This is a genomic window from Stenotrophomonas maltophilia group sp. LNF247 (assembly GCF_054083135.1).
This window is the reverse complement of record NZ_JBSRQL010000014.1, coordinates 9,448-29,844: the sequence shown is the minus strand read 5'-3', so window position 1 is coordinate 29,844 and position 20,397 is coordinate 9,448. Positions and strand designations below refer to the sequence as shown.

Here is a 20,397-nt window from a genome sequence, read left to right as displayed (position 1 = left end):
GGCGCCGCAGCAAATGCTGCCTTGCGCGGAGGCGCCTGCATTCTGGCTACCCAGCGTGTCCGGCGAGTTCGGATGCCCGGCTCAACCGGGTGCGGGTGGCGGCGATGCCATGCGTGCCCAGCGCAGCCACGCCAAGTGCCCGGACATCACCAGTAGCGGCGGGCCAAACCCGAGGAAGCCCAATGTCGAGATCTCGCCATTGCTGATCGTGGAGTACAGCGTGGCGACGACCACGCCCGACGCGGCCAAGCCACCCAACGCCAGGCCGACCCAGGCCATGACCGGTGATTGGCGAAGGCCGGCAACACCGCGCCACAGGAACAGCCCGCTCAGCCACAGCCACGACAGCAGGCCGATGATGCCGGCCGACGACCACAGCAGCAACAGCGTGTACTCGTCGCCCGTCAGGTACTTGCCGTCCCATACGGCCATCAGCCCCAGCACGGCACCCGTGCCGCCTGCCGCCACGGTGGGCAGGCCCACCAGCAGGCCGGCGATCGCCATCCAGCGCTTGTGCAGGCGCTCATCCATGCGTTCGATGTCCTTCCATGGGCCACGTCATGCCCGGCGCTTGATCCACACCAGCATCGCAGCCGGCACCAGCATCGACGGGCCCAACAGCAGCAGGGCGATGCCTTCGGCGTGGACGGTGCTGCTCCACCACAGCGCCAGCCCCAGCGGGGGCACGGCGGCAAGACCGCCGGCCAGCAGCATCCACCACCAGAGGCGATGCACCTGCAGCCCGGCACGCCCCTGCAGCAGATACCCGGCGCTGAGCCACAACCAAGCCAGGCAGCCGGCAATGCCGGCCAGGCCCCACAGCGGCATCACGGTCACCGCAGCCAGCGTGCCATGGCCGAACTGGCCCAGCCCCGTCAGCAGCAGCATCAGTGCGGCAAAGCCGCCGGCCACCAGGCTGGGCAGGCCGAACAGCACGGCCAGGGTGGCGTACAGGTACTTGAGGCGGCGCTCATCCATGCGCGATCGCTGCAATGCCGGGGTCAGAGCCCTGCCCTGCGGGAAGGGATCCGACCCCTGTTTCGATCAGCCGTAGACCGGGTACTTGCGGCACTGCGCGCTGACGGCGTCGCGCACGCGGGCAATGACAGCGTCGTCGTTCGGTGCATCGAGCACGTCGGCAATCCAGTTGGCCAGGTCCACGCAGTCCTGTTCGACGTAACCACGGGTGGTCACCGCCGGGGTACCCAGGCGCAGGCCCGAGGTCACGAACGGCGAACGCGGGTCGTTCGGCACCGAGTTCTTGTTGACGGTGATGTGGGCCTTGCCCAGCGCGGCTTCCGCGTCCTTGCCGGACACGTCCTTGCCGATCATGTCCACCAGCATGAGGTGGTTCTGGGTGCCGCCGGAGACGATCTTGTAGCCGCGCGCGATGAGCGTGTTGGCCATCGCCTGGGCGTTCTTCACCACCTGCTGCTGGTAGGTCCTGAAGGCCGGTTCCAGCGCTTCCTTGAAGGCCACGGCCTTGCCGGCGATGACGTGCATGAGCGGACCGCCCTGGATGCCCGGGAACACGATCGACTGCAGCTTCTTGACCAGGTCTTCGTCGGCGCCCTTGGCGATGATGATGCCGCCACGCGGGCCGCGCAGGGTCTTGTGGGTGGTGGAGGTCACCACGTGGGCGTGTTCCAGCGGGCTCGGGTAGACGCCAGCGGCGACCAGGCCGGCCACGTGGGCCATGTCGACGAACAGGTAGGCACCGACCTTGTCGGCGATGGCGCGGAAGCGCGCCCAGTCGATCACCTGCGAATAGGCCGAGAAGCCGGCAACGACCATCTTCGGCTTGTGCTCCAGGGCCAGGCGCTCGACTTCGTCGTAATCGATCAGGCCCTGGTCGTTCACGCCGTACTGCACGGCGTTGAACAGCTTGCCCGAGGCATTCACCTTGGCACCGTGGGTGAGGTGGCCGCCGTGGGCCAGGCTCATGCCGAGGATGGTGTCACCCGGCTGCAGCAGGGCGAAGTACACGGCCTGGTTGGCCTGCGAGCCGCTGTGCGGCTGCACGTTGGCGTAGTCGGCACCAAACAGCTGCTTGAGGCGGTCGATCGCCAGCTGCTCGGCAATGTCCACGTATTCGCAGCCGCCGTAGTAGCGCTTGCCCGGGTAGCCTTCGGCGTACTTGTTGGTCAGCTGGCTGCCCTGGGCTTCCATCACCGCCGGGCTGGTGTAGTTCTCGCTGGCGATCAGCTCGACGTGGTCTTCCTGGCGCTGGGTTTCAGCGGCAATGGCCTTGGCCAGTTCGGGATCGTAGGATTCGATGCGGACGTCACGCGGGAACATCGGGTACTCCAGCAGGCAGGGAAAGGGGTACGGCTCAGCCCCTGATTGTAGCCCCGCACCGGCCCGCCGGGGCCGAAAAGGACGGGGCCGGCACTTCCGAAGGAATCCGGCCCCGTGCATGCCAGTGGATCCACGCCATGCGTGGACGTGGCCGCCGGCTCAGCGGCTGTTGATGATGTAGTCGGCGATGATGCCGGTTGCCACCGCCACCAGCAGCATGTTGCCGCGGTCGTCGCGGATCCAGTGGTGCCCATGCGGCGGGCGGCGCAGGTGGTAGCGCGGGTAGTCGTTCACCACGTAGATCGGGCCACGGTAGTAGTCGCGGTAGCGGTGGCCGACCTTCCAGCCGTAGCCCGGGCCATAGGCCGGTCGATAGACCACGCGCGGCGGCGGTGCCGGGCGGTAGTAGCGGTCATGGTCGCGGTGCCAGTCGCGGCGGTCGCGTTCCCAGTCGCGCCGGGCCTCGCGGCGGTCGCGTTCCCAGTCACGGCGGTCCTGTCGCCACTCGCGGCGGTCCTCGCGCCACTCGCGGCGGTCGTGGCCGCGGCGGTGGTCGTTGTCGGCGAAGGCGGGAGCCACGGCACCGAGCGCCAGCACAGAGGCCACGGCGCTGGCCATTACTCGATTGATGCGCATGTCAGACCTCTGTTTGGGTGGTGGTGAGCCCATATTGCGCAACCGATCTGAACCGTTTCCGGCTGGAAACGCTTCCCGCTGCAGGACTGTGACGCAGTATTCAGGCCACGGCCAGCCGGCGCCCCTGCGCCGGGCGCGGCCCGGAACCGGTTCCGGCTATAATTGGCGGTATTCCATTCCAGTCTGTGCCCGCTGCCGCAACGGGATGTTCCCGTGACGGGTCGGGTGCAGGGCCGCGCCTACGGAGACCTCATGTCGTCGCAATACATCTACACCATGAACCGCGTGTCCAAGGTGGTCCCGCCCAAGCGGCAGATCATCAAGGACATCTCGCTGTCCTTCTTCCCGGGTGCCAAGATCGGCCTGCTGGGCCTGAACGGCGCCGGCAAGTCCACCGTGCTGAAGATCATGGCCGGCGTGGACACCGATTTCGAGGGCGAGGCCCGCCCGCAGCCGGGCATCAAGGTCGGCTACCTGGCGCAGGAACCGGAACTGGACCCGAACAAGACCGTGCGCGAGTCGGTCGAGGAAGGCGTGGGCGAAGTGCTGCAGGCGCAGGCTGCGCTGGAAGCGGTGTATGCCGCCTACGCCGAGGAAGGTGCCGACTTCGACGCGCTGGCCAAGGAGCAGGAGCGCCTGGAGGCGATCCTGGCCGCCGGTGATGCGCATACCCTGGAAAACCAGCTGGACGTGGCCGCCGATGCGCTCCGCCTGCCGCCGTGGGATGCCAAGATCGCCAACCTGTCCGGTGGTGAAAAGCGCCGCGTGGCGCTGTGCCGCCTGCTGCTGCAGAAGCCGGACATGCTGCTGCTGGACGAACCGACCAACCACCTCGACGCCGAGTCGGTGGAATGGCTGGAACAGTTCCTGGCGCGCTACACCGGCACCGTGGTGGCCGTTACCCACGATCGCTACTTCCTGGACAACGCCGCCGAGTGGATCCTGGAACTGGACCGCGGCCGCGGCATTCCGTGGAAGGGCAACTACACCGAATGGCTGGTGCAGAAGGATGAGCGCCTGAAGCAGGAAGAAAACCAGGAAAAGGCCCGCCAGAAGGCGATCCAGAAGGAACTGGAGTGGTCGCGCCAGAACGCCAAGGGCGGCCGTTCCAAGGGCAAGGCCCGTCTGGCCCGCCTGGAAGAGCTGCAGTCGCAGGATTACCAGAAGCGCAACGAGACCAACGAAATCTTCATTCCGCCGGGCGAGCGCCTGGGCAACATGGTGATGGAGTTCAAGAACGTCTCCAAGAAGTTCGGCGACCGCCTGCTGATCGACAACCTCTCGATGCTGATTCCGCCGGGCGCGATCGTCGGCATCATCGGCCCGAACGGCGCCGGCAAGTCGACCCTGTTCAAGATGATCACCGGCCAGGAAAAGCCGGATTCGGGCGAGATCGTGATCGGCCCGACCGTGCAGCTGTCCTACGTGGACCAGAGCCGCGACAAGCTGGAAGGCAACCACAACGTCTTCCAGGAAATCGCCGGCGGCCTGGACATCCTCAACATCAACGGCATCGAGATCCAGTCGCGCGCCTACATCGGCCGCTTCAACTTCAAGGGCCAGGACCAGCAGAAGATGGTCGGTTCGCTGTCTGGTGGTGAGCGTGGCCGCCTGCACATGGCCAAGACCCTGCTGCAGGGTGGCAATGTGCTGCTGCTGGACGAACCGTCCAACGACCTGGACATCGAAACGCTGCGTGCGCTGGAAGATGCGCTGCTGGAGTTCCCGGGCAACACCTTCGTGATTTCGCACGACCGCTGGTTCCTGGACCGCATCGCCACGCACATCATCGCTTTCGAAGGCGACTCGCACGTGGAGTTCTTCCAGGGCAACTACCGCGAGTACGAGGAAGACAAGAAGCGCCGCATGGGCGACGACGCTGCGCCGAAGCGCCTGCGCTTCAAGGCGCTGAAGTAAGGCAACCGGAAAGGCCGCGCTCGCGCGGCCTTTCTCCTTTCGGTAGGTCACCACCGTTGGTGGTGACGCTTCAAGGCGTACCGACCAACGGTCGGTACCCACCACCAACGGGTCGAGATTCCCCATGTCCCTGTTCGAGCGCCTGTTCCAGCTGCAGCAGCACGGCACCACCGTGCGCACCGAGCTGCTGGCCGGTGTCACCACCTTCCTGACGATGTCCTACATCGTCTTCGTGAACCCCGAGATCCTCGGCACCACTGGCATGGACGCCGGCGCGGTGTTCGTGGCCACCTGCCTGGCTGCTGCACTGGGTTCGGCGGTGATGGCGCTGGCCGCCAACGTCCCGGTCGGCATGGCACCGGGCATGGGCCTGAACGCGTTCTTCGCCTTCACCGTGGTTGGTGCTGCCGGCCTGCCGTGGCAGCAGGCGCTGGCGGCGGTGTTCATCTCCGGCCTGGTGTTCCTGGTGCTGTCACTGACCGGCGTTCGGGCATGGCTGGTATCGGGCATTCCTTCGTCGCTGCGCTCGGCCATCGTGGCCGGCATCGGCCTGTTCCTGGCGATCATCGCGCTGCAGAAATCCGGCGTGATTGTCGGCAATGAAGATACGCTGGTGGCACTGGGACCGTTGAACACGGCGCCGCCGCTGCTGGCACTGGCCGGCTTCCTGCTGATCGCGGTGCTGGAAGCGCGCCGCGTGCGTGGTGCGATCCTGATCGGCATCCTCGCGGTGACCGGCGCCGGCTGGGCATTGGGCGATGTGCAGTACCAGGGCCTGGTTTCGCTGCCGCCGAGCCTGGCGCCGACCTTCCTGCAGCTGGACCTGCCGGGCCTGCTGCACCATGACGGTGGTGCGCCGATCGCCGTATTGCTGCAGGTGGTGCTGGTGTTCGTGCTGGTGGAAGTGTTCGATGCCACCGGCACGTTGTACGGCGTGGTCGGTCGCGCCGGCCTGCTGAAGCTGCCCGGCGCGCAGAAGCGTTTCGGCCGCGCGCTGCTGGCCGACAGCACCGCCATCGTGGCCGGTTCGGTGCTCGGCACCAGCAGCACCACGGCCTTTGCCGAAAGCGCCTCGGGCGTGCAGGTGGGCGGCCGCACCGGCCTGACCGCATTGGTGGTGTCGGCACTGTTCCTGGCCGCGCTGCTGTTCTCGCCGCTGGCGTCGATGGTGCCCAGCTATGCCACCGCGCCGGCGCTGCTGTTCGTGGCCGGCCTGATGCTGCGCGAACTGGTGGAGGTGGACTGGAGCGACCTGACCGAATCGGTGCCGGCCGCGCTGTGTGCGCTGGCAATGCCGTTCACCTACTCCATTGCCAACGGCCTGGCCTTCGGCTTCATCGCCTATGCCGCGCTGAAGGCGGGCACCGGCCGCTGGCGCGAAGTGCATCCGGCGGTGTGGCTGGTGGCGGTGCTGTTCACCCTGCGCTACGCGCTGGAATGATGCCTGGCTGAGGGTCGGTCGGAGCCCACTGCGCTGCGTAGGTACCTGACCCCGCAGCGCTGCAGCTACCAGCGCGGCTGTAGGCGGCCGTCGGTGGCGAAGCGCCAGCGTCCTTCGGCCCAACCCACGCCGAACAGGGCCAGCATCTGCGAGTAATAGGCCGGTGCATCGGCGCGTTGCTGCTCGGCGCTGGGCAGGCTGGCCCGCAGCGACTGCGCGCGCTCCGCTTCGCCCTGCGCGATCAGATAGGGCAGCAGGGCCGCGCGGAATCCGTAGTTGCCTTCGCCCTGCCCCTGGCCACTGCGGGTGTCGATCTTTTCCCACATCGGTGCACCACTGCGCAGGCGCTGCAGCGGTCCGGACAGCGCCGCCAGCTGCGCGCGGAACAACGGATCGCGCGATGCGGTCATGCCTGCCCAGGTGTAGCAGCGGATGGCGTCGTAGCCGCCGACCGCACCGCGCACCGGATCGACGACGAAGCGATCGCCTTTCCACGCCGCCCAGTCCGGTGCGAACCCGTGCGGGCTGCTCTGCTGCAGCAACTGCACGCTGTTGCGCGCCAGCGCCTGCCACGGCCCGCTGCGATCCTCCGCCGCAAAGCGGCGCAGCAGCGGCAGTGGCAGATAGCTGGGGTTGACCCGCGTGGCGTCCCCTTCAATGAACCCCTGTGGGCCTGGCAACAGCATTGGGCCGAGCCCGGGCAGATCCACGATCTCGCGCGCCCGCACCTGCACCAGCATGCCCTCCGCGATGGCCTTCAGCGCCGGACGGCGCCACAGCCGCGCGCCTTCCAGCAGCGCGTAGGCCAGCCAGAGATCGGAGTCCGAGGCCGGGTTGTCGTCCAGCACCCGCCAGGCGCCGGCGTCATCGCGTCCCCACAGCCAGGCCGGCAGGCGCTTGCCCATGTCGCCACCGGCAAGGTTGTCCTGGGTCCAGCCCAGGATGCGGTCGAACAGCGCCTGGTCGTTGTCGACCAGGGCGAAGAACAAGGCATAGGACTGGCCTTCGGAGGTGCTGCGCTGATCGTCCTGGCTGCGATCGATCATGCGCCCGTCGCGGCTCAGGCTGCTGTCGAGCAGTACCTGCCACGCCGGCCAGCGCGCGTCGGGCGCGGCCTGCACACGGCACACGCCGAGCAGCGGCAGCGTGGCGACCGCCTGCAGCAGGCGCCGTCGCCGCAGGTCAGCGGAATTCGCCATACGGCACCAGTGGTGATACGGGCAGCGGCAGGTTTCCCTGCCAGGGCTTGAAGGTGTAGCGCAGGTAGAGCTGGAACGAATTCGGCGAGAAATCGCGGCTGCGCTGGAGGGTGCCGGCAGCGCCCAGCACGAAGTGGTCGCCGAGGCGGCGCTCCACCGCGCCGTACAGGCGGTACCCGGTGCCCGTGCTGCTGCTGTCACCGGTGTACAGGCCGGCCTCGTCCAGCCGCAGCGGGCCGTACTGCGGCTCAAGCTGTGCAATCACGCGCTCGATCAAGGCCTGGTCGGGGAAACGGCTGATCGACGAGGTACGCGCACTGGACACACTGACCGAGCCATCCAGGCGCACCGACCACACGTCGTTGCGCCAGGCAAAGCTGACCGGCAGGCTCAGCGATGCATAGCGCTGCGGGCTGTAGTAGCCGCCCTGGCCCAGCGAGTAGCCGCCCAGGTCCTTCTGGTAGCGCCAGTACATCGCGGTGGTACCCACATCCAGCCGCATGTCGGGGCGCTGGATCAGCTTGTGGTACCAGCCCACCATCGCGCGTGCGCGGGTGTTGTCGACCACGTTGTGCCCGGTCAGCCGATGCCAGCTCCAGTTCGACCACACGCCATCGCGGCCGCCCTGGTCGTAGCCGAGGCTGAAGGTCACGCCGTTGGCGGTGACGCCGCCCCAGCTGATGCCGCTGCGCGGATCAACCGCACCGGCCTGCGACAGCAGCGAATTGGTCATCGGCCGCCGCGACAGCGTGGCGCCCCAGCCGAAGCGCCCGAGGTCGCCATTGAGGGTGACACCGCCAAGCCAGTTGCCGACCACGTAGTTGGACGGGGTGTGGCCGATATCGACGTTCCAGCGGTCATCCAGGGTGCGCCAGCCGACGGCGAAGCCGGCACCGGAGGTGCGCCGCTGGTGCACGAAGCGGGTGCAGCCCGGTGCGCGCAGGCGGCTGTCGTCGGCCTGCAGCAGATCCAGGTCACAGCTGCCGAAATCCTCGTCGTAGGCGCCGCTCTCATCGGTCTGGAAGCGGCCCGCATCGAAGCTGACCTGCTCGATGCGCGCCCAGCCCAGGCCACCGGCGAATGGCGCGTCCAGATGCGCGATGCGGGTATCGCGCGACAGCCGCGAAATGCCCGGCGTGCCATCGCTGCGGCGACCGGTGTCCTGCATCACCGTCAGGGTGGGATTCTCCTGCTGGTACAGGGTTTCCACATCGCTGCGCAGGCTGCGCCGCAACCAGTCATCGCCGGCTGTCTCGCGGCTGGCCAGGGTCAACGCGCGGTTGTCGCGCGGCGTGACCTGGCCGGGAGCCAACAGGCCGTTGTCGGCCATCGCCTGCGCGTACATGTCCAGCGCCTGCTGCGGATCATCGCGGCGCACCAGCCGTGCCGCATCACGCCAGGACTGTGCGTCTGGCCCGGCCTTGCGCGCAAGCAACGCGCGCAGGATCGCCAGGGCCTTCGTGTCCTCGCGCAGGTCGGTCCAGATGGTGGCGAGCTGACGCTGCTGGCCGATCTCGTCATCGTCCACTGCCGGCGGTGCGTCGTGCATCTGGCGGCGTGCGCTGGCCAGATCGCCGGTGCCAATCCAGGCCTGGACCTGGCCCAGCTGCGCATCCACATTGTCCGGCTGTGCGGCAAGCACGCGCTGGTAGTAGTGCAGCGCCTGCACGTGATCGCCGCGCAGGCGCGCCCACTCGGCCATCAGCAGATCATTGTCGGTGCTGGGCGGTTGCTGCTGCAGCAGCGCGATGGCTTCGGCCTCCCTGCCCTGCGCACGCAGATCCCACAGATGATCGACCAGCTGCTGCCGCTGCAGGCGCGCCGACAGCGCGCGGATGTCATCGTTCCACTTCGCCTGCGGCAGCGCGTCGAGTACCGCCAGCGCTTGCGGCAGCCGATCGGATCCCGACAGGTAGAGCGCCTGCGCGTAGCGCGCTTCGGCGCTGTCGTTATGCGTGGCCATGTCGGCCACCGCCGCGTCGGCCTCGTCCTGCCGGCCAGCGGCGCGCAGCTCGTTGGCCAGCGCGTAGGCCAGCCATGCATCGCCCGGCAGTTCGCCGTGCAGCTTCTGTCCCAGCATGATCGCGGTGGTCGCATCACCGGCAGCCAGCGCCTGCTCGCGACGCTCACGCAGGCGGCTGATCTGGAGCTGGCGCAGGTCTTCGGCATACAACCTGCGTTGCGCAGCGGGCAGTGCGTTGATGAAGGCTTCCAGCCGCTGCGGGTCGGTGCGGCCGTACAGCTGCACCAGCTTGCGGATCACGTTGGCATCGTTGGGCGCCATCCGCCGCGCAACCTGCAGCTGGCGTTCGGCTGCGGCGTCGTCACCGCGGGCCACGGCCACGTCGACCAGGCCCAGTGCAGCATTGACGTCGCGGGGCTGCTGGCGATGCGCCTGCGCATAGAGGCGCTCGGCCTCGTCCAGCCGGCCGGCCGCCAGCGCCGCATCGGCCTGGTCCAGCTGCAGCCAGTAGCGGGTGCTGGCGATCAGGTCGCGCCACTTGTCGTTGCTGTCGCCGGCCGGGGTGGCCTGCACCGCACGCTGGAAATAGCTGATGGCCTGCTCGCGGCGGCCCTGGCGCATCAGCGCCATGCCCAGCCCCCCCAACAGGTCGGGCTCGCGCGGATAGCCGCGCAACGCCTGCAGGAAAGCGCGCTCGGCCTCTGCATTGCGGCCTGCGTCGAGCAGCTGCTGGCCGCGCAGGCCGGCGCGCCACGCCGGGTCGCTGACCCGCTTGTGCTGGTCGGTGTAGCGCTCGCGCACCAACGCGATGTCGGCAAACGCTGGGTTGCGGGTGATGAAGTCCTGCAGCCGGCGCACGCTGCGGTCGTCGGCCGGCTGATCCTTCAGGTAGGCCCATTCGGCGTCCGCCGCCATGCCGCGGGCCTCCGGATTACGCCCCATGCGCTGCAGCGCGGCGAGCGCCTCTGCATCGCGGCCGGCAGCGAACAGCATCTGCGACAGCGCCTGCAGCAATGGCACATTGCCCGGATAACTGCGGTCCAGTTCGCCCAGCGCACGGATCGCCTGTGCACGCCCATCCGGCTGGCCGCCGCGCAGGCGCCAGTACTCCAGGCCCAGCTGCAGGCCGGGTGGATCATCGTTGAACAGGCGGCGGTAGATCGCCAGCGCTTCGGCGCTGCGACCACCGGCAGCGAACAGGCGCGCCTGCTGCAGATCCTGCTGCAGATCACCGCGGTAGGCCCTCCAGAGGCGTTCGCCGGCGGCCAGTTCACGGGTACCTGTACCGATCTCGCGCAGGCGCTTCAGGGTCGCCTCGGCATCCTGCAGCTTCTGTTGCGAGAGCTGCACTTCCAGGATCGCCACCAAGGTGCCGCGATCATCCGGTGCCAGCATGCGCAGCCGCGCCAGGGCGTCTTCGATCAGACTCTGGCGACCGGTGGCCTCACCGATGCGCACCTGCTGCAACAGCCACTGGCGCTGCTCGGCGACGGTTCCGCCCGGCGTATCGGGCAAGGCCTGCGCCGCGCAGGGCCCGGCACCGGCCAGTCCCAACAGGACGAGGCCGGACGCGGTGACCAGCGGATGCCGCGTACGTGCCATCAGTGCCCCGGGTCCAGGCGCTTGGCCGCGACCCAGCGCAGCGCGCGCCACAGCAGGAAGGCGACCATCAGCACCACCAGCGTGGCCAGCACCGCCAGCAGCGCCGGGTGGTCGGCCAGGTGGTACCACAGCAGCAGCCACCACGGCAGCGCGCCAACGTAGTAGTGATCACCGACGAACTGGCTGTGAATGCCCGAGGTACGCAGGATCGCCACCGAGCCGGCGATGGCTTCGCGCTTGCCGGTATCGCTGAGTGCATCGTGGAGCAGGCCGTAGTCGGCGGCATTGCTGGCGGCCAGCGAAACGATGCTGCGCTGCGCATGCGTCGGTGACTGCATGCCGATGATCGCGGCAAACGGTGCCTGCGCGCTCACTGCCACTTCGGTCACCGCTGGATCGCCATCGCGGCTGCCACGGCGGGCCTGTTCCATCGCCTGCTGCGGCGACGGAGACTGGCCATTGAGCAGGCGCGTGCGCTGGTCGTCGATCAGCAGCGACAGCTGCTGGCTACCGCGCAGTTCGGCCGGCAGGGCACCCAGCATCAGCAGGTCCGCATCCAGCGCGCTGGCCTGCTTCCAGTCATCGGACAGGCGCAGCCCATAGGCCGGATAGCCGCTCTGCACGCCCAGCCCACCGATCAGGTTCAGCAGCAGGCTGACCTGTGCCTCGTTGGCTTGGGGCGGCACCAGCACGACAGTCTCCGACAGATCGGCCATGCGGGTGAAGGGGAATCCACTGAGCGCGAACGCGGACAGGTCCGGCAGGCCCATGTAGTGATGGAATCCGGAGAAGTCGATGGTCGAGTCGTCTTCGATCGCTGCCTGCAGGTTGGGCGGCAGCACGGTCTGGCAATGATCGCGCTGCGCACTGCCCATCACGCTGGCAAAGTTGAAATCGAAACGCAGCTGGTTGCGGTCGCCCAGTTTGAGCGCCGGAATCAGCAGGCGACCGTCATCGGCACCGGCATCGCCAGCCAGCACCGGCAGGCGGATTTCCTCCAGGCCCTGCTTGCCGTTGCGGCGCACCAGCGGGAAGCTGGAGATGAACTGGTCGTTGATCGCCACGCCCAGCCGCGACTCATCGCTGCCAAACGGCGGCGTGTAGCGGTAGCGCAGGTTCAGCGGAATACCCTGGTTGCGCCAGATGAACAGATCCGGCGGCAGGTTGAGGTTGACCGTGATCGGCTGCGGCGACACGCCGTTGGCGTGCAGTTGTTGCGGATAGTCGAGCAGTTCAGCCAAGCGGACGGCGCGGTCGGTGCGTACCCAGTTCGGTGCGTCGTACGGCTTGCGCGGGGCCAGTGGCTTGACCTCATCGACACTGACCTGGCGGCCGCGGAACAGCACGTTGCCGGCCGCCATCGCAGCCACGGCCTTCTGCAGGTCGTCATCGTTGCGGCCCAGCACCAGCAGCAGCTTCCGCTGCGGATCCTCCGGCAGCGACATCAGTTCGATCATCGGGCCGTTCACCGGGGCATGGTTGGCGATCACCGGCGGGAACCTGCCGTTGACCGCCAGCACCACCGCGTGGCCCTTGTCCGGCAACGTGCCGAAGCTGACCGGGAAACGTGCCTGGCGCCACCAGCCGGACAGGCTGCCGAAGTACGAGGACATCACCGCCGCCGCCCGCTGCTGTGCCAGGCTCGGCGCAGCGGCGAACACCACTGGCAGTTCCAGCCGTGCTGTATCACGCGGATCGAAGAACGGCAGCGGGAAGTTGGCCAGGTCGTCCTGCATCGCCAGCGGCTGGCCGCCCAGGCGCAGCGTGCTGTTGCTCGAGAGATTGACCCACAGCGAGCTGTGCGTCGGCTCTTCGCAGATGTCGGTGTAGTGGCCGACGAACTCCAGGCGGACCTGGTTGAAATCAGCAATCAGGCGCGCGTCCAGCGGTAGCTTGGCCTGCACCGGGCGGCCCAGCTGCTCGTTGCTGATCGGCACCACGCCCATCATCGCGTCGTTGAGATAGACCCGCAGGTGCGACAGGGTCGGCAGCAGCGACGGTGAAGGCGTGAAGCTCAGATCCAGCTCGGCATCGCGGACCAGGCGGTCACGGCGGACCTGGAACTCGAAGGTGGTGGCATTGCGCACGCCCGACAGCAGCGTGTCCTGGCGGCGCCCCAGCTGCGCGAAGGTGTTCTGCCGCTGCCAGGGCCAGGCGCTGCCCGCCCAGGTCTGCGCCAGCGCGGGCTCGGTACCGGTGGCAGGCGTGGTGGCTGGCGCGGCCGGCACCCCCGGCGCCGGCGGAGCGGCAGGCGCGGTAGTGGGAGGGACAACCGGCGCCGGGGCAGGCGCGCTGTTGCCTGACGCCACGGGCAGGGCCAGCAGGGGCAGCAGCAGCCAACGCAGAGAGGACGGACGGGTCATGGACGAAGCCCTGGATCAGCGGCTGGGTCAGCCGGGTGGGAAGGAAGCGGACGTTGCGGAGCAAAACTGGCCAGCCATCGCAGCAGGCGACGGTTCCAATGTGCGGGGCGGTCGAGGTCGAACGGTGCGAAATCACCCATCCGCCGGTAGCCGCGCCAGCCCAGGACCAGCACGCTCCACAGGCTGCGCGGCAGGCTCTTGGGCTGGTAACCGGCGTGCCAGTCAAGCCAAGCATCGGCGCGGGCGAAGGTGCATTGGGCGAACTCGACGCGCTGGCGCTCGTCCTCGAACAGCAGCAGCAGGCCCAGTCGCTGGCCGACCGTGCGTTGCACGCGCGCCGGGAATGCGAACTCGCGGCGACCCCGCCCCAGCAGCACCTGCACGCGCTGGCCTTCGGCCAGCTGTGCGTCTTCGCCGAGTTCGACGCCCACGCCATCGTTGGAGTAATCCTGCAGCACGCCGCGCAGGCGGCGGCCATCGGGCACCTGCAGCGCCATCGGCAGACGGGTGGTGACGCGATGCGTGCGTCGCACCTGCTGCACTTCGGCCGCCACCGCCAGCGCACCGCCGATGATCAGCAGGTTGTACAGCACCCACAGCGAACTCACGATCACCGTGCCACGTTCGTCAAGTGGGCCGTGCACGAAGCGCCACACGGCAAAGCACAGGCCCAGCACGTTCAGCAGCGCCAGCACCAGGTAGGGCTGCGCCACGCGCCAGTCGAAACGATCGCCGGCCTGGGTACCGCCCTTGTCGGTGACGTTGAACTTGCCGCGGCCCGGACTGAACAGCGCCACGGTGGTGGGCCGTGCGATGTACCAGGCCAGCACCGTCTCGTACACCTCACCCCAGAACGGACGCCGGTACTTACCCTGGATGCGTGCGTTGGTCAGGCTGGCGTGGGCCATGTGCGGTACCACGAACAACAGGATGGCCAGCGCCGGTGCGTAGATGATGTACACATGCAGCAGCAGGAACGCCAGCGGCGCAGTGAGGAACACCAGGCGCGGAATGCCAGCCAGGAAATGCAGCATCGCGTTGGCATAGCAGAAGCGCTGGAACAGGCTCAGGCCCTTGCCCAGCAACGGGTTGTCGATGCGGAAGATCTGCACCATGCCACGCGCCCAGCGGATGCGCTGGTTGACGTGCGCGCCGAGGCTGTCGGTGGCCAGGCCGGCCGCCTGCGGAATGCGCAGGTAGGCCGAGTTCCAGCCCTTGCGGTGCAGCCGCAGCGCGGTGTGCGCATCCTCGGTGACGGTCTCGGTGGCAAACCCGCCGATGGCATCGATGGCTTCGCGCCGCAGCACCGCGCAGGAGCCGCAGAAGAACGCCGCGTTCCACAGGTCGTTGCCGTCCTGCACCAGGCCGTAGAACAGCTCGCCTTCGTTGGGATCGCTGCGGAACACCTGCAGGTTGCGTTCGAATGGATCGGCCGAGAAGAAGTGGTGCGGGGTCTGCACCAGCGCCAGTTTGGGATCGCGCAGGAACCAGCCGCAGGTGATCTGCAGGAACGACCGCACCGGCAGGTGGTCGCTGTCGAAGATGGCCACCAGCTCGCCATCGATCAGGGTCAACGCATGGTTGAGGTTGCCGGCCTTGGCATGGCGGTTGTCGGCACGGGTGATGTAGTTGACCCCGGTGCGCTCGGCGAATGCGCGGAATTCTTCGCGCTTGCCATCATCAAGGATGTGGAGGCGCAGCTTGTCGGCCGGCCAGTCCAGGCCCATCGCCGCGTACACGGTGTGCCGCACCAGCGCCAGGTCTTCGTTGTAGGTGGGGATCAGCACATCCACCGTCGGCCACTGGCGGATATCGGCCGGCAACGGCGCCGGGCGGCGCCGCAGCGGCCAGGCCACCTGCACGTAACCGAGCATCAGTACGAGCCACGAGTAGGTTTCCGCCGCCAGCAGCACCACGCCACAGACCAGGTCGAAGGTGCTGTTCCAGTTCAACGTGGCCGTATAGCGCCACCACAGGTACCGGCAGGACACGGTGATCGACAGCACGACCAGTACCAGCGTCGCATAGCGCCCCTGCATGCGCCGCACCAGCAGCGCGATGGCCCACAGCAGCACCACGAACACGAACTGCGCCAGATAGGTGAACGGCTGGGTGATGCACAGCGCCGCCAGCCCCAGCGTGGCCAACCCGACCAGCAGGGTCAGCAGGTGCCGCGAACGCGGCGACAGGCTGCCCATCTTCCGGCCGAACCACGCCGCCACGCGGCTGTTCCAGAATTCACTGGGTGCATCGCGCATGGCGCGCAGGTAGCGCAGGCGGCCGCGACCGGCCGCACCGCGCAGTTCGGCAATGCGTTCGCGACGGGCCCGGGCCAACCGTTGCCGCCTCAGCGAGGGCTGCGGTACCAACCGCACCACCGACAGCCACATGGCCTGGATCAACAACCGCAGTGGATCGCCCGGGCGCCAGCGGCGGTCACCCTGGATCTGCGGGAAGGCGTTGCGCAGGCGCGGGGCCTGTGCCTGCCATGCCGGCCCTTCCAGGCGCAGGAACGCCCAGCCCACGCACTGCAGCAGCCACAGCAGCGAGCGGGTTGGCCAAGGCGCATGCACGCGTTCGCGCAGGCGCCCCCAGTCCAGGTAGTAGACGCGGGCGCCCATCAGCGTGTCCCCGCAACGGGCTGGCGCCGTGCGGCCTCGGCCAGGCACCACAACACCAGGCCATCGACATCGGCAGCGGCCAGCGAATCGGTCGCATAGCGCCCCAGTGGCTGCTTGCTGGCCAGCGCGGAGGGCACCCGCGCATCCTCGTGCAGCGGCTGCGGCACCAGCCGCGGGCCGTGCGCGTGAAGCCACAGCTGCATCAGATCGCGCTGCACCGGGATGACCGGGTCATAGCGGTTGGCCAGCAACAGGCGTGTGTCCTCCGGCTGCCGCTGCAGGAACACGTGGCTGACCGGATCGACACAGGCCAGGCGCAGCGGCAGCGTGCAGCGCACGTGCTGGTTGATGGCCGCTGCATGCGCCGGCAGGCGCTGCGGCAGGTCGAACAGGATCCAGTCGAACTGGGTCTCCAGCAGCGGAATGCGTTCGGCCCAGGTGCCCGGTGCCTGTTGCAGCTGCTGTTCGATGCGCATTGCGGCCTCGCTATCGACGCGACCATAGGGCAGCACCGCAAGTCCTGCTGCAACAGCGTAGGCGGCATCACGCCAGTCCGTGCCGTCCAGCTGCGCGCGCCCCCAACCGTTGTCCACGTCGGCAGGCAGCCCCAGGTGCAGGCCGAGCATCTGGTCCGGACTGCATTCGACCAGCAGGACGCGCTGGCCCTGCGCGTGCAAGCCCTGGCCGAGTGCGGCCAGCACCGTGGTGACACCGGTTCCGCCATGGATGCCCTGCAGCGACAGCACGGTGCTCATCGGCGCGGCTCCAGTTCGGCCAGCAACGGCCAGCGCGCCAGCGCCTGGGCACGCTCATGCTGGGCAGAGAAGTCCACGTAGGGCAGCCCCGGCATGCCCAGGCTGCGGCGCAGCAGGTCGATATCGTCCTCTTCCACGGACAGCGTGACCGGTACGGCAAGGATGTCGGCAGGCATCAGCGTGCCTCCTCGGGGTAGGGGCTCCAGGCCTGGCTGCCCTGCAGCTGCAGCCAGGGCTTGCCGGCGTACTCGATGACCTTGGCGCCTTCGTTTTCCGACACCGACGGTGTCTGCGGCAGCCCCTTCAGCAGGCTGTCCCAGTTGCGCTCGCTCGGCGGCGACTGGGCGTTGAGCGCGTACACGCGCGAAACCAGCTCGGACACGGCCAGGTAGCTGCTCGGTTCGGGGACATGACGCGGGCCGCCGGCCGCCGGCGCGCCCATGCCGATCAGCTTCACGCCCACCGGCACGTGGGTGATCGACGGGCTGGGAATCTCGCGCATGCCCGGAATCTGCATGCGGTCGCCATGCAGGGCCGCGCCATGCTCGGGTACCACCACGATCATTGCGCGGCGGCCACTCTTCTCCACCGCATCGACGAAACCGGCCATGTCGCCCAACACCATTTCCGCACGTGCCTTGTAGTCGGCGGCATTCGAACGGCCATCGGCGCCGACGATGCGGTTGCCATCGTGCAGCGAAATCGTGTTGTAGAACAGCGCCACCTGCTGGCTGGACCCGGCCAGCCGCTGTTTCCACCACGCCATCAGCACATCGCCATCGCGGCGCAGCGGCGACTTGTCGAACGCCACCAGCGCTTTAGGAAACGCGCTGATATCCATCGGCTGTGCCTGCAGCCCGCCGTACTGGTGCAGTTCACCGATGAAGTCGTCGAAGTGACCGTCGTGGTTCATCGCCAGCTCGCTCTGGAAGCCCAGACGCTGCAGGTTCGAGAACAGCTGGCACTCGGCCGGCACCGGATCGAACAGCCCGGTATGCGAGGTCTGGCCACAGCTGGCGCGCAGCAGGCGGATCGCCGCCGGGCCGCTGTAGGCGGTTGCCGAGTTGAAGTCGTCGAACACCACGTCCATGTGGTCGAGCAGATTGTTCTGGCGCAGCCCCACTTCATCCAGATCGCTCCATGCCAGCGAGCAGATGTTGAGGATGATGACGTCGAACGGCGCGCCGCTGCCCGGTGCCGGGAAGCTGGTCTTGAGGCTGGCCTGCTGCTGGTAGAAGCCTGCCAGCCATGCGTTGAGCGTCTCGTTGTTGGCCGGCGGCAGGCCGCCACCTGAAGTGCCTGCGACGCTGGTGGTGGCCGCGGTGGCGGTACCCTGCCCCCAGTTCCAACCCGCCGGCATCGGTATCGCCATCACAGCCAGGCCAAGCATGCCCAGCACGCTCAGAGTGGTGATGCGCAGCCACGGCTTGAGCAGTACGTAGGCCAGCACCAGCATCGCCAGTACCGCCACCATCTGCCAGTTGATGAAGCGCTGGGCCAGCTCGAGCCAGTAATCCGCCGAGAAGTCCAGCACGCCAGGTTGCACCAACAGGCGCCGGAACGGCGGCCACCAGGTGTCCTGGTAGTACAGCGCCACGCCCACCGGTACCGCAGCGACAGTACGCGCGATGCGTGCCCAGCGCCAGCGCAGTGGAACCAGCAGCGCGCCCAGGAACAGCAGGTTGGGCAGGATCTTCAGATCCAGCGCGCCCATCCAGGCCAGTACCACCTTGGACAGGAAATACAGGTTCCAGCCGCGCAGGTCGGCCCAGGCGAAGGGCGATGCGGGAGCCACCTGCGGACTCATGCAGCCCCCCGCGGCGCACGCAGGCGTACACCGGCGCGGCGCAGGTGGCGAGGGGGCAGCCAGCGCGCGGCACGGCGGCCCAGCGCACGCCACAGCGTACCGAGCATGGCACCGAAGGGAATCATCACGAGCGCACAGGCGACGATCAGGGTCCAGAGTTGCTGGTCGGTGGTCATGCGCGATCTCCCAGTCGCAGCGGCTTCGGGACAGTGAAAACAGGCGCCTCCAGCGCCGGGGCCACCGGCGGCAGGACGGCGGGGGCTTCGGGCAGGACCTCGGCCTCCGGATCGCTGCTGCCGGCGTTCATCGCTGCAATGTCGTATTCGGCCAGACGCTGGTAGCCATCGAACAGCTCCCGCCAGGGCAGGCGGAACAGATTGCCCAGGGCCTGTTCGACCGCATCACGCCGGCACCCGAACAGGAACAGGCGCACCTGCCCGCGGTAGACACAGGCCAGATCGCCCTGGCGGCGGATGCGCAGCTGCTGCAACGTCTGCTCGGCGCGCAGGCCGGCCACCGGCTGCAACGCCAGCACGGCGCTTTCCACCGCGCTGCCGTCCTGGTCGATGCGTTCGCCAGCGATCTGGCGGAAGCGTGCGGCGTTGACCAGGCCGCTTACCGGTGGCGGCCGATGCGCACGGATCAGCGGCTCCGGATCGTCAGCCAGCTGGCCCTGCCAACGCTGACGCTGCACGGTTTCCAGCAGGGTCAGCAGGCGCGGCAACGGCGTGGCTGACGGCACTACCAGGCTGCAGCCGCACTGCATCAGCAGCCGCTCATCAGCGTAGCGCAGGCAGGGCTGCAGCTCGCGCACCACCAGTTTCAGGGCATTGCCACGTTCCCGGCGCAGGCGGTGCAGCAGTCGGGCCAGTGCATCCACCTTGGCGTTCTCGTCGATGGCCAGCACTACGGTGGCCTCGCGCGCCTGCAGCGCGGCCGGCAACAATCCAGCCCAGCCGTCATACAGGTGCCAGGCTGCCGACAGTGGCGGCGCACCGTCCAGTACTTCGGTCTGGGCCAGGAAGACATCGCGATCACTGCCACTGGTGGCATCGACCCCAGTCCCGGCGGCATCGGCCTCGGCCAGATGGCGCAGCCCGCGGCTTTCCTGCTCGACGCCGAACGATCGCTGGGCCACCACGCCATGGCTGTTGGACCAGTAGTGCAGCAGCAGCTGCAGGGCACCACGATGCGGATGCAACTGGGCCACACCGGCGCAGCTCCGGTTCAATGACAACAGGCGCGGGGCCAGGGTCGCCACTTCGCCATGGCACAGCAACAGCAGCACCTGCTGCGCCTGCCCGGCCCAGTCCTGCAGCTGCTGGCACCAGCGCGCCAGCCGGGCATCATCCCAGCCGTCCAGCGCCGCCACCGGGAACTGCACCACGCTGAGCCGGGTGCGCACCGAGGCGGTGCGCGGCAGATCGGCGGTCAGCCCGCGCAGCGCCTGCTGCATGCCGTGATGCGACCGCTGGAACAGCCGCAGGCGGGCCGGCCCCTGATCGGCCGGCAGCAGCGTCAGCATCGATTCGGGCCCCCGCCCCAGCGTGACCAGCACGGCCTCATCCAGTGCGTCGGCCGTGGCCAGCACACCGGCACCGAGCAGATCCGTCGGCGCGCTGCCCGCGGCAACGACCCAATACAGGCCCCCGCTGCGCATCTCCACCAGTTCGGTGGGCAGTCCGGCAATGGCAAGGTGTGTTGCTGGCACGCCGGATCCTTTCATTGCCCCTCACCCAGGCCGACGGCCCGGCAGCGGGGGCGCTGCAGTGGAGAGGGGATCATTTCCATGACG

General features: G+C 68.2%; 15 protein-coding genes. 2 read left to right on the top strand and 13 right to left on the bottom strand.

What is annotated here, in order from left to right; genetic code table 11:
* Positions 1 to 81 precede the first annotated feature (81 nt).
* The 4 genes from ACTXG9_RS14130 to ACTXG9_RS14115 form a co-directional block, all read right to left on the bottom strand.
* Positions 82 to 531, bottom strand: coding sequence for a hypothetical protein (locus tag ACTXG9_RS14130; protein WP_021204335.1), 450 nt, complete (start codon positions 529 to 531; stop codon positions 82 to 84).
* Positions 532 to 558: 27 nt separating this feature from the next.
* Entirely contained in the window at positions 559 to 978 is a 420-nt protein-coding gene (locus ACTXG9_RS14125; RefSeq protein WP_111096753.1) for a hypothetical protein, read from the bottom strand.
* A gap of 66 nt (positions 979 to 1,044) precedes the next feature.
* A complete protein-coding gene (gene glyA, locus ACTXG9_RS14120; protein WP_019661033.1) occupies positions 1,045 to 2,298 on the bottom strand; it encodes a serine hydroxymethyltransferase in 1,254 nt (417 codons plus the stop codon).
* A 159-nt stretch (positions 2,299 to 2,457) separates the two neighbouring features.
* Positions 2,458 to 2,934, bottom strand: a complete 477-nt coding sequence (locus ACTXG9_RS14115) for an RcnB family protein (protein ID WP_019661032.1) — start codon at positions 2,932 to 2,934, stop codon at positions 2,458 to 2,460.
* A 252-nt stretch (positions 2,935 to 3,186) separates the two neighbouring features.
* On the opposite strand from ACTXG9_RS14115, the gene ettA reads away from it, so the two are divergent.
* Both ettA and ACTXG9_RS14105 read left to right on the top strand, forming a co-directional pair.
* The gene (ettA, locus tag ACTXG9_RS14110; protein ID WP_005415249.1) at positions 3,187 to 4,851 is read left to right on the top strand and encodes an energy-dependent translational throttle protein EttA; all 1,665 of its coding nucleotides are present in this window, start codon (positions 3,187 to 3,189) and stop codon (positions 4,849 to 4,851) included.
* A 124-nt stretch (positions 4,852 to 4,975) separates the two neighbouring features.
* Positions 4,976 to 6,292: an NCS2 family permease gene (locus ACTXG9_RS14105; RefSeq protein WP_456115505.1), complete on the top strand. Its 1,317-nt coding sequence runs from the start codon at positions 4,976 to 4,978 to the stop codon at positions 6,290 to 6,292.
* Between the two features lie 65 nt (positions 6,293 to 6,357).
* Here the strand turns inward: ACTXG9_RS14105 and bcsZ are convergent, their stop codons facing one another.
* The 9 genes from bcsZ to ACTXG9_RS14060 are packed head-to-tail and all read right to left on the bottom strand — an operon-like array spanning position 6,358 to position 20,313.
* The gene (bcsZ, locus tag ACTXG9_RS14100) at positions 6,358 to 7,491 is read right to left on the bottom strand and encodes a cellulose synthase complex periplasmic endoglucanase BcsZ (protein ID WP_021204333.1); all 1,134 of its coding nucleotides are present in this window, start codon (positions 7,489 to 7,491) and stop codon (positions 6,358 to 6,360) included.
* Complete coding sequence (bcsC, locus tag ACTXG9_RS14095) at positions 7,475 to 11,056, bottom strand: cellulose synthase complex outer membrane protein BcsC (protein WP_456115504.1); 3,582 nt, start codon at positions 11,054 to 11,056, stop codon at positions 7,475 to 7,477. The genes bcsZ and bcsC overlap by 17 nt, the downstream gene beginning before the upstream one ends.
* A complete protein-coding gene (gene bcsB, locus ACTXG9_RS14090) occupies positions 11,056 to 13,419 on the bottom strand; it encodes a cellulose biosynthesis cyclic di-GMP-binding regulatory protein BcsB (RefSeq protein WP_219634192.1) in 2,364 nt (787 codons plus the stop codon). Before bcsB ends, bcsC begins: the two co-directional genes overlap by 1 nt.
* Positions 13,416 to 16,040 carry a UDP-forming cellulose synthase catalytic subunit gene (gene bcsA / locus ACTXG9_RS14085; RefSeq protein ID WP_021204330.1) on the bottom strand — a complete coding sequence of 875 codons (2,625 nt, stop codon included), beginning with the start codon at positions 16,038 to 16,040 and terminating at the stop codon, positions 13,416 to 13,418. The genes bcsB and bcsA overlap by 4 nt, the downstream gene beginning before the upstream one ends.
* A complete protein-coding gene (gene bcsQ / locus ACTXG9_RS14080) occupies positions 16,040 to 16,795 on the bottom strand; it encodes a cellulose biosynthesis protein BcsQ (protein ID WP_021204329.1) in 756 nt (251 codons plus the stop codon). The genes bcsA and bcsQ overlap by 1 nt, the downstream gene beginning before the upstream one ends.
* Positions 16,792 to 16,971 carry a cellulose biosynthesis protein BcsR gene (gene bcsR, locus ACTXG9_RS14075; RefSeq protein ID WP_021204328.1) on the bottom strand — a complete coding sequence of 60 codons (180 nt, stop codon included), beginning with the start codon at positions 16,969 to 16,971 and terminating at the stop codon, positions 16,792 to 16,794. The genes bcsQ and bcsR overlap by 4 nt, the downstream gene beginning before the upstream one ends.
* The gene (gene bcsG / locus ACTXG9_RS14070; protein WP_031270787.1) at positions 16,971 to 18,602 is read right to left on the bottom strand and encodes a cellulose biosynthesis protein BcsG; all 1,632 of its coding nucleotides are present in this window, start codon (positions 18,600 to 18,602) and stop codon (positions 16,971 to 16,973) included. Before bcsG ends, bcsR begins: the two co-directional genes overlap by 1 nt.
* Positions 18,599 to 18,778 (bottom strand): cellulose biosynthesis protein BcsF, encoded by a 180-nt coding sequence (bcsF, locus tag ACTXG9_RS14065; protein ID WP_021204326.1) that lies wholly within the window; start codon positions 18,776 to 18,778, stop codon positions 18,599 to 18,601. Before bcsF ends, bcsG begins: the two co-directional genes overlap by 4 nt.
* Positions 18,775 to 20,313, bottom strand: a complete 1,539-nt coding sequence (locus ACTXG9_RS14060) for a BcsE family c-di-GMP-binding protein (protein WP_111098852.1) — start codon at positions 20,311 to 20,313, stop codon at positions 18,775 to 18,777. Before ACTXG9_RS14060 ends, bcsF begins: the two co-directional genes overlap by 4 nt.
* Positions 20,314 to 20,397 lie beyond the last annotated feature (84 nt).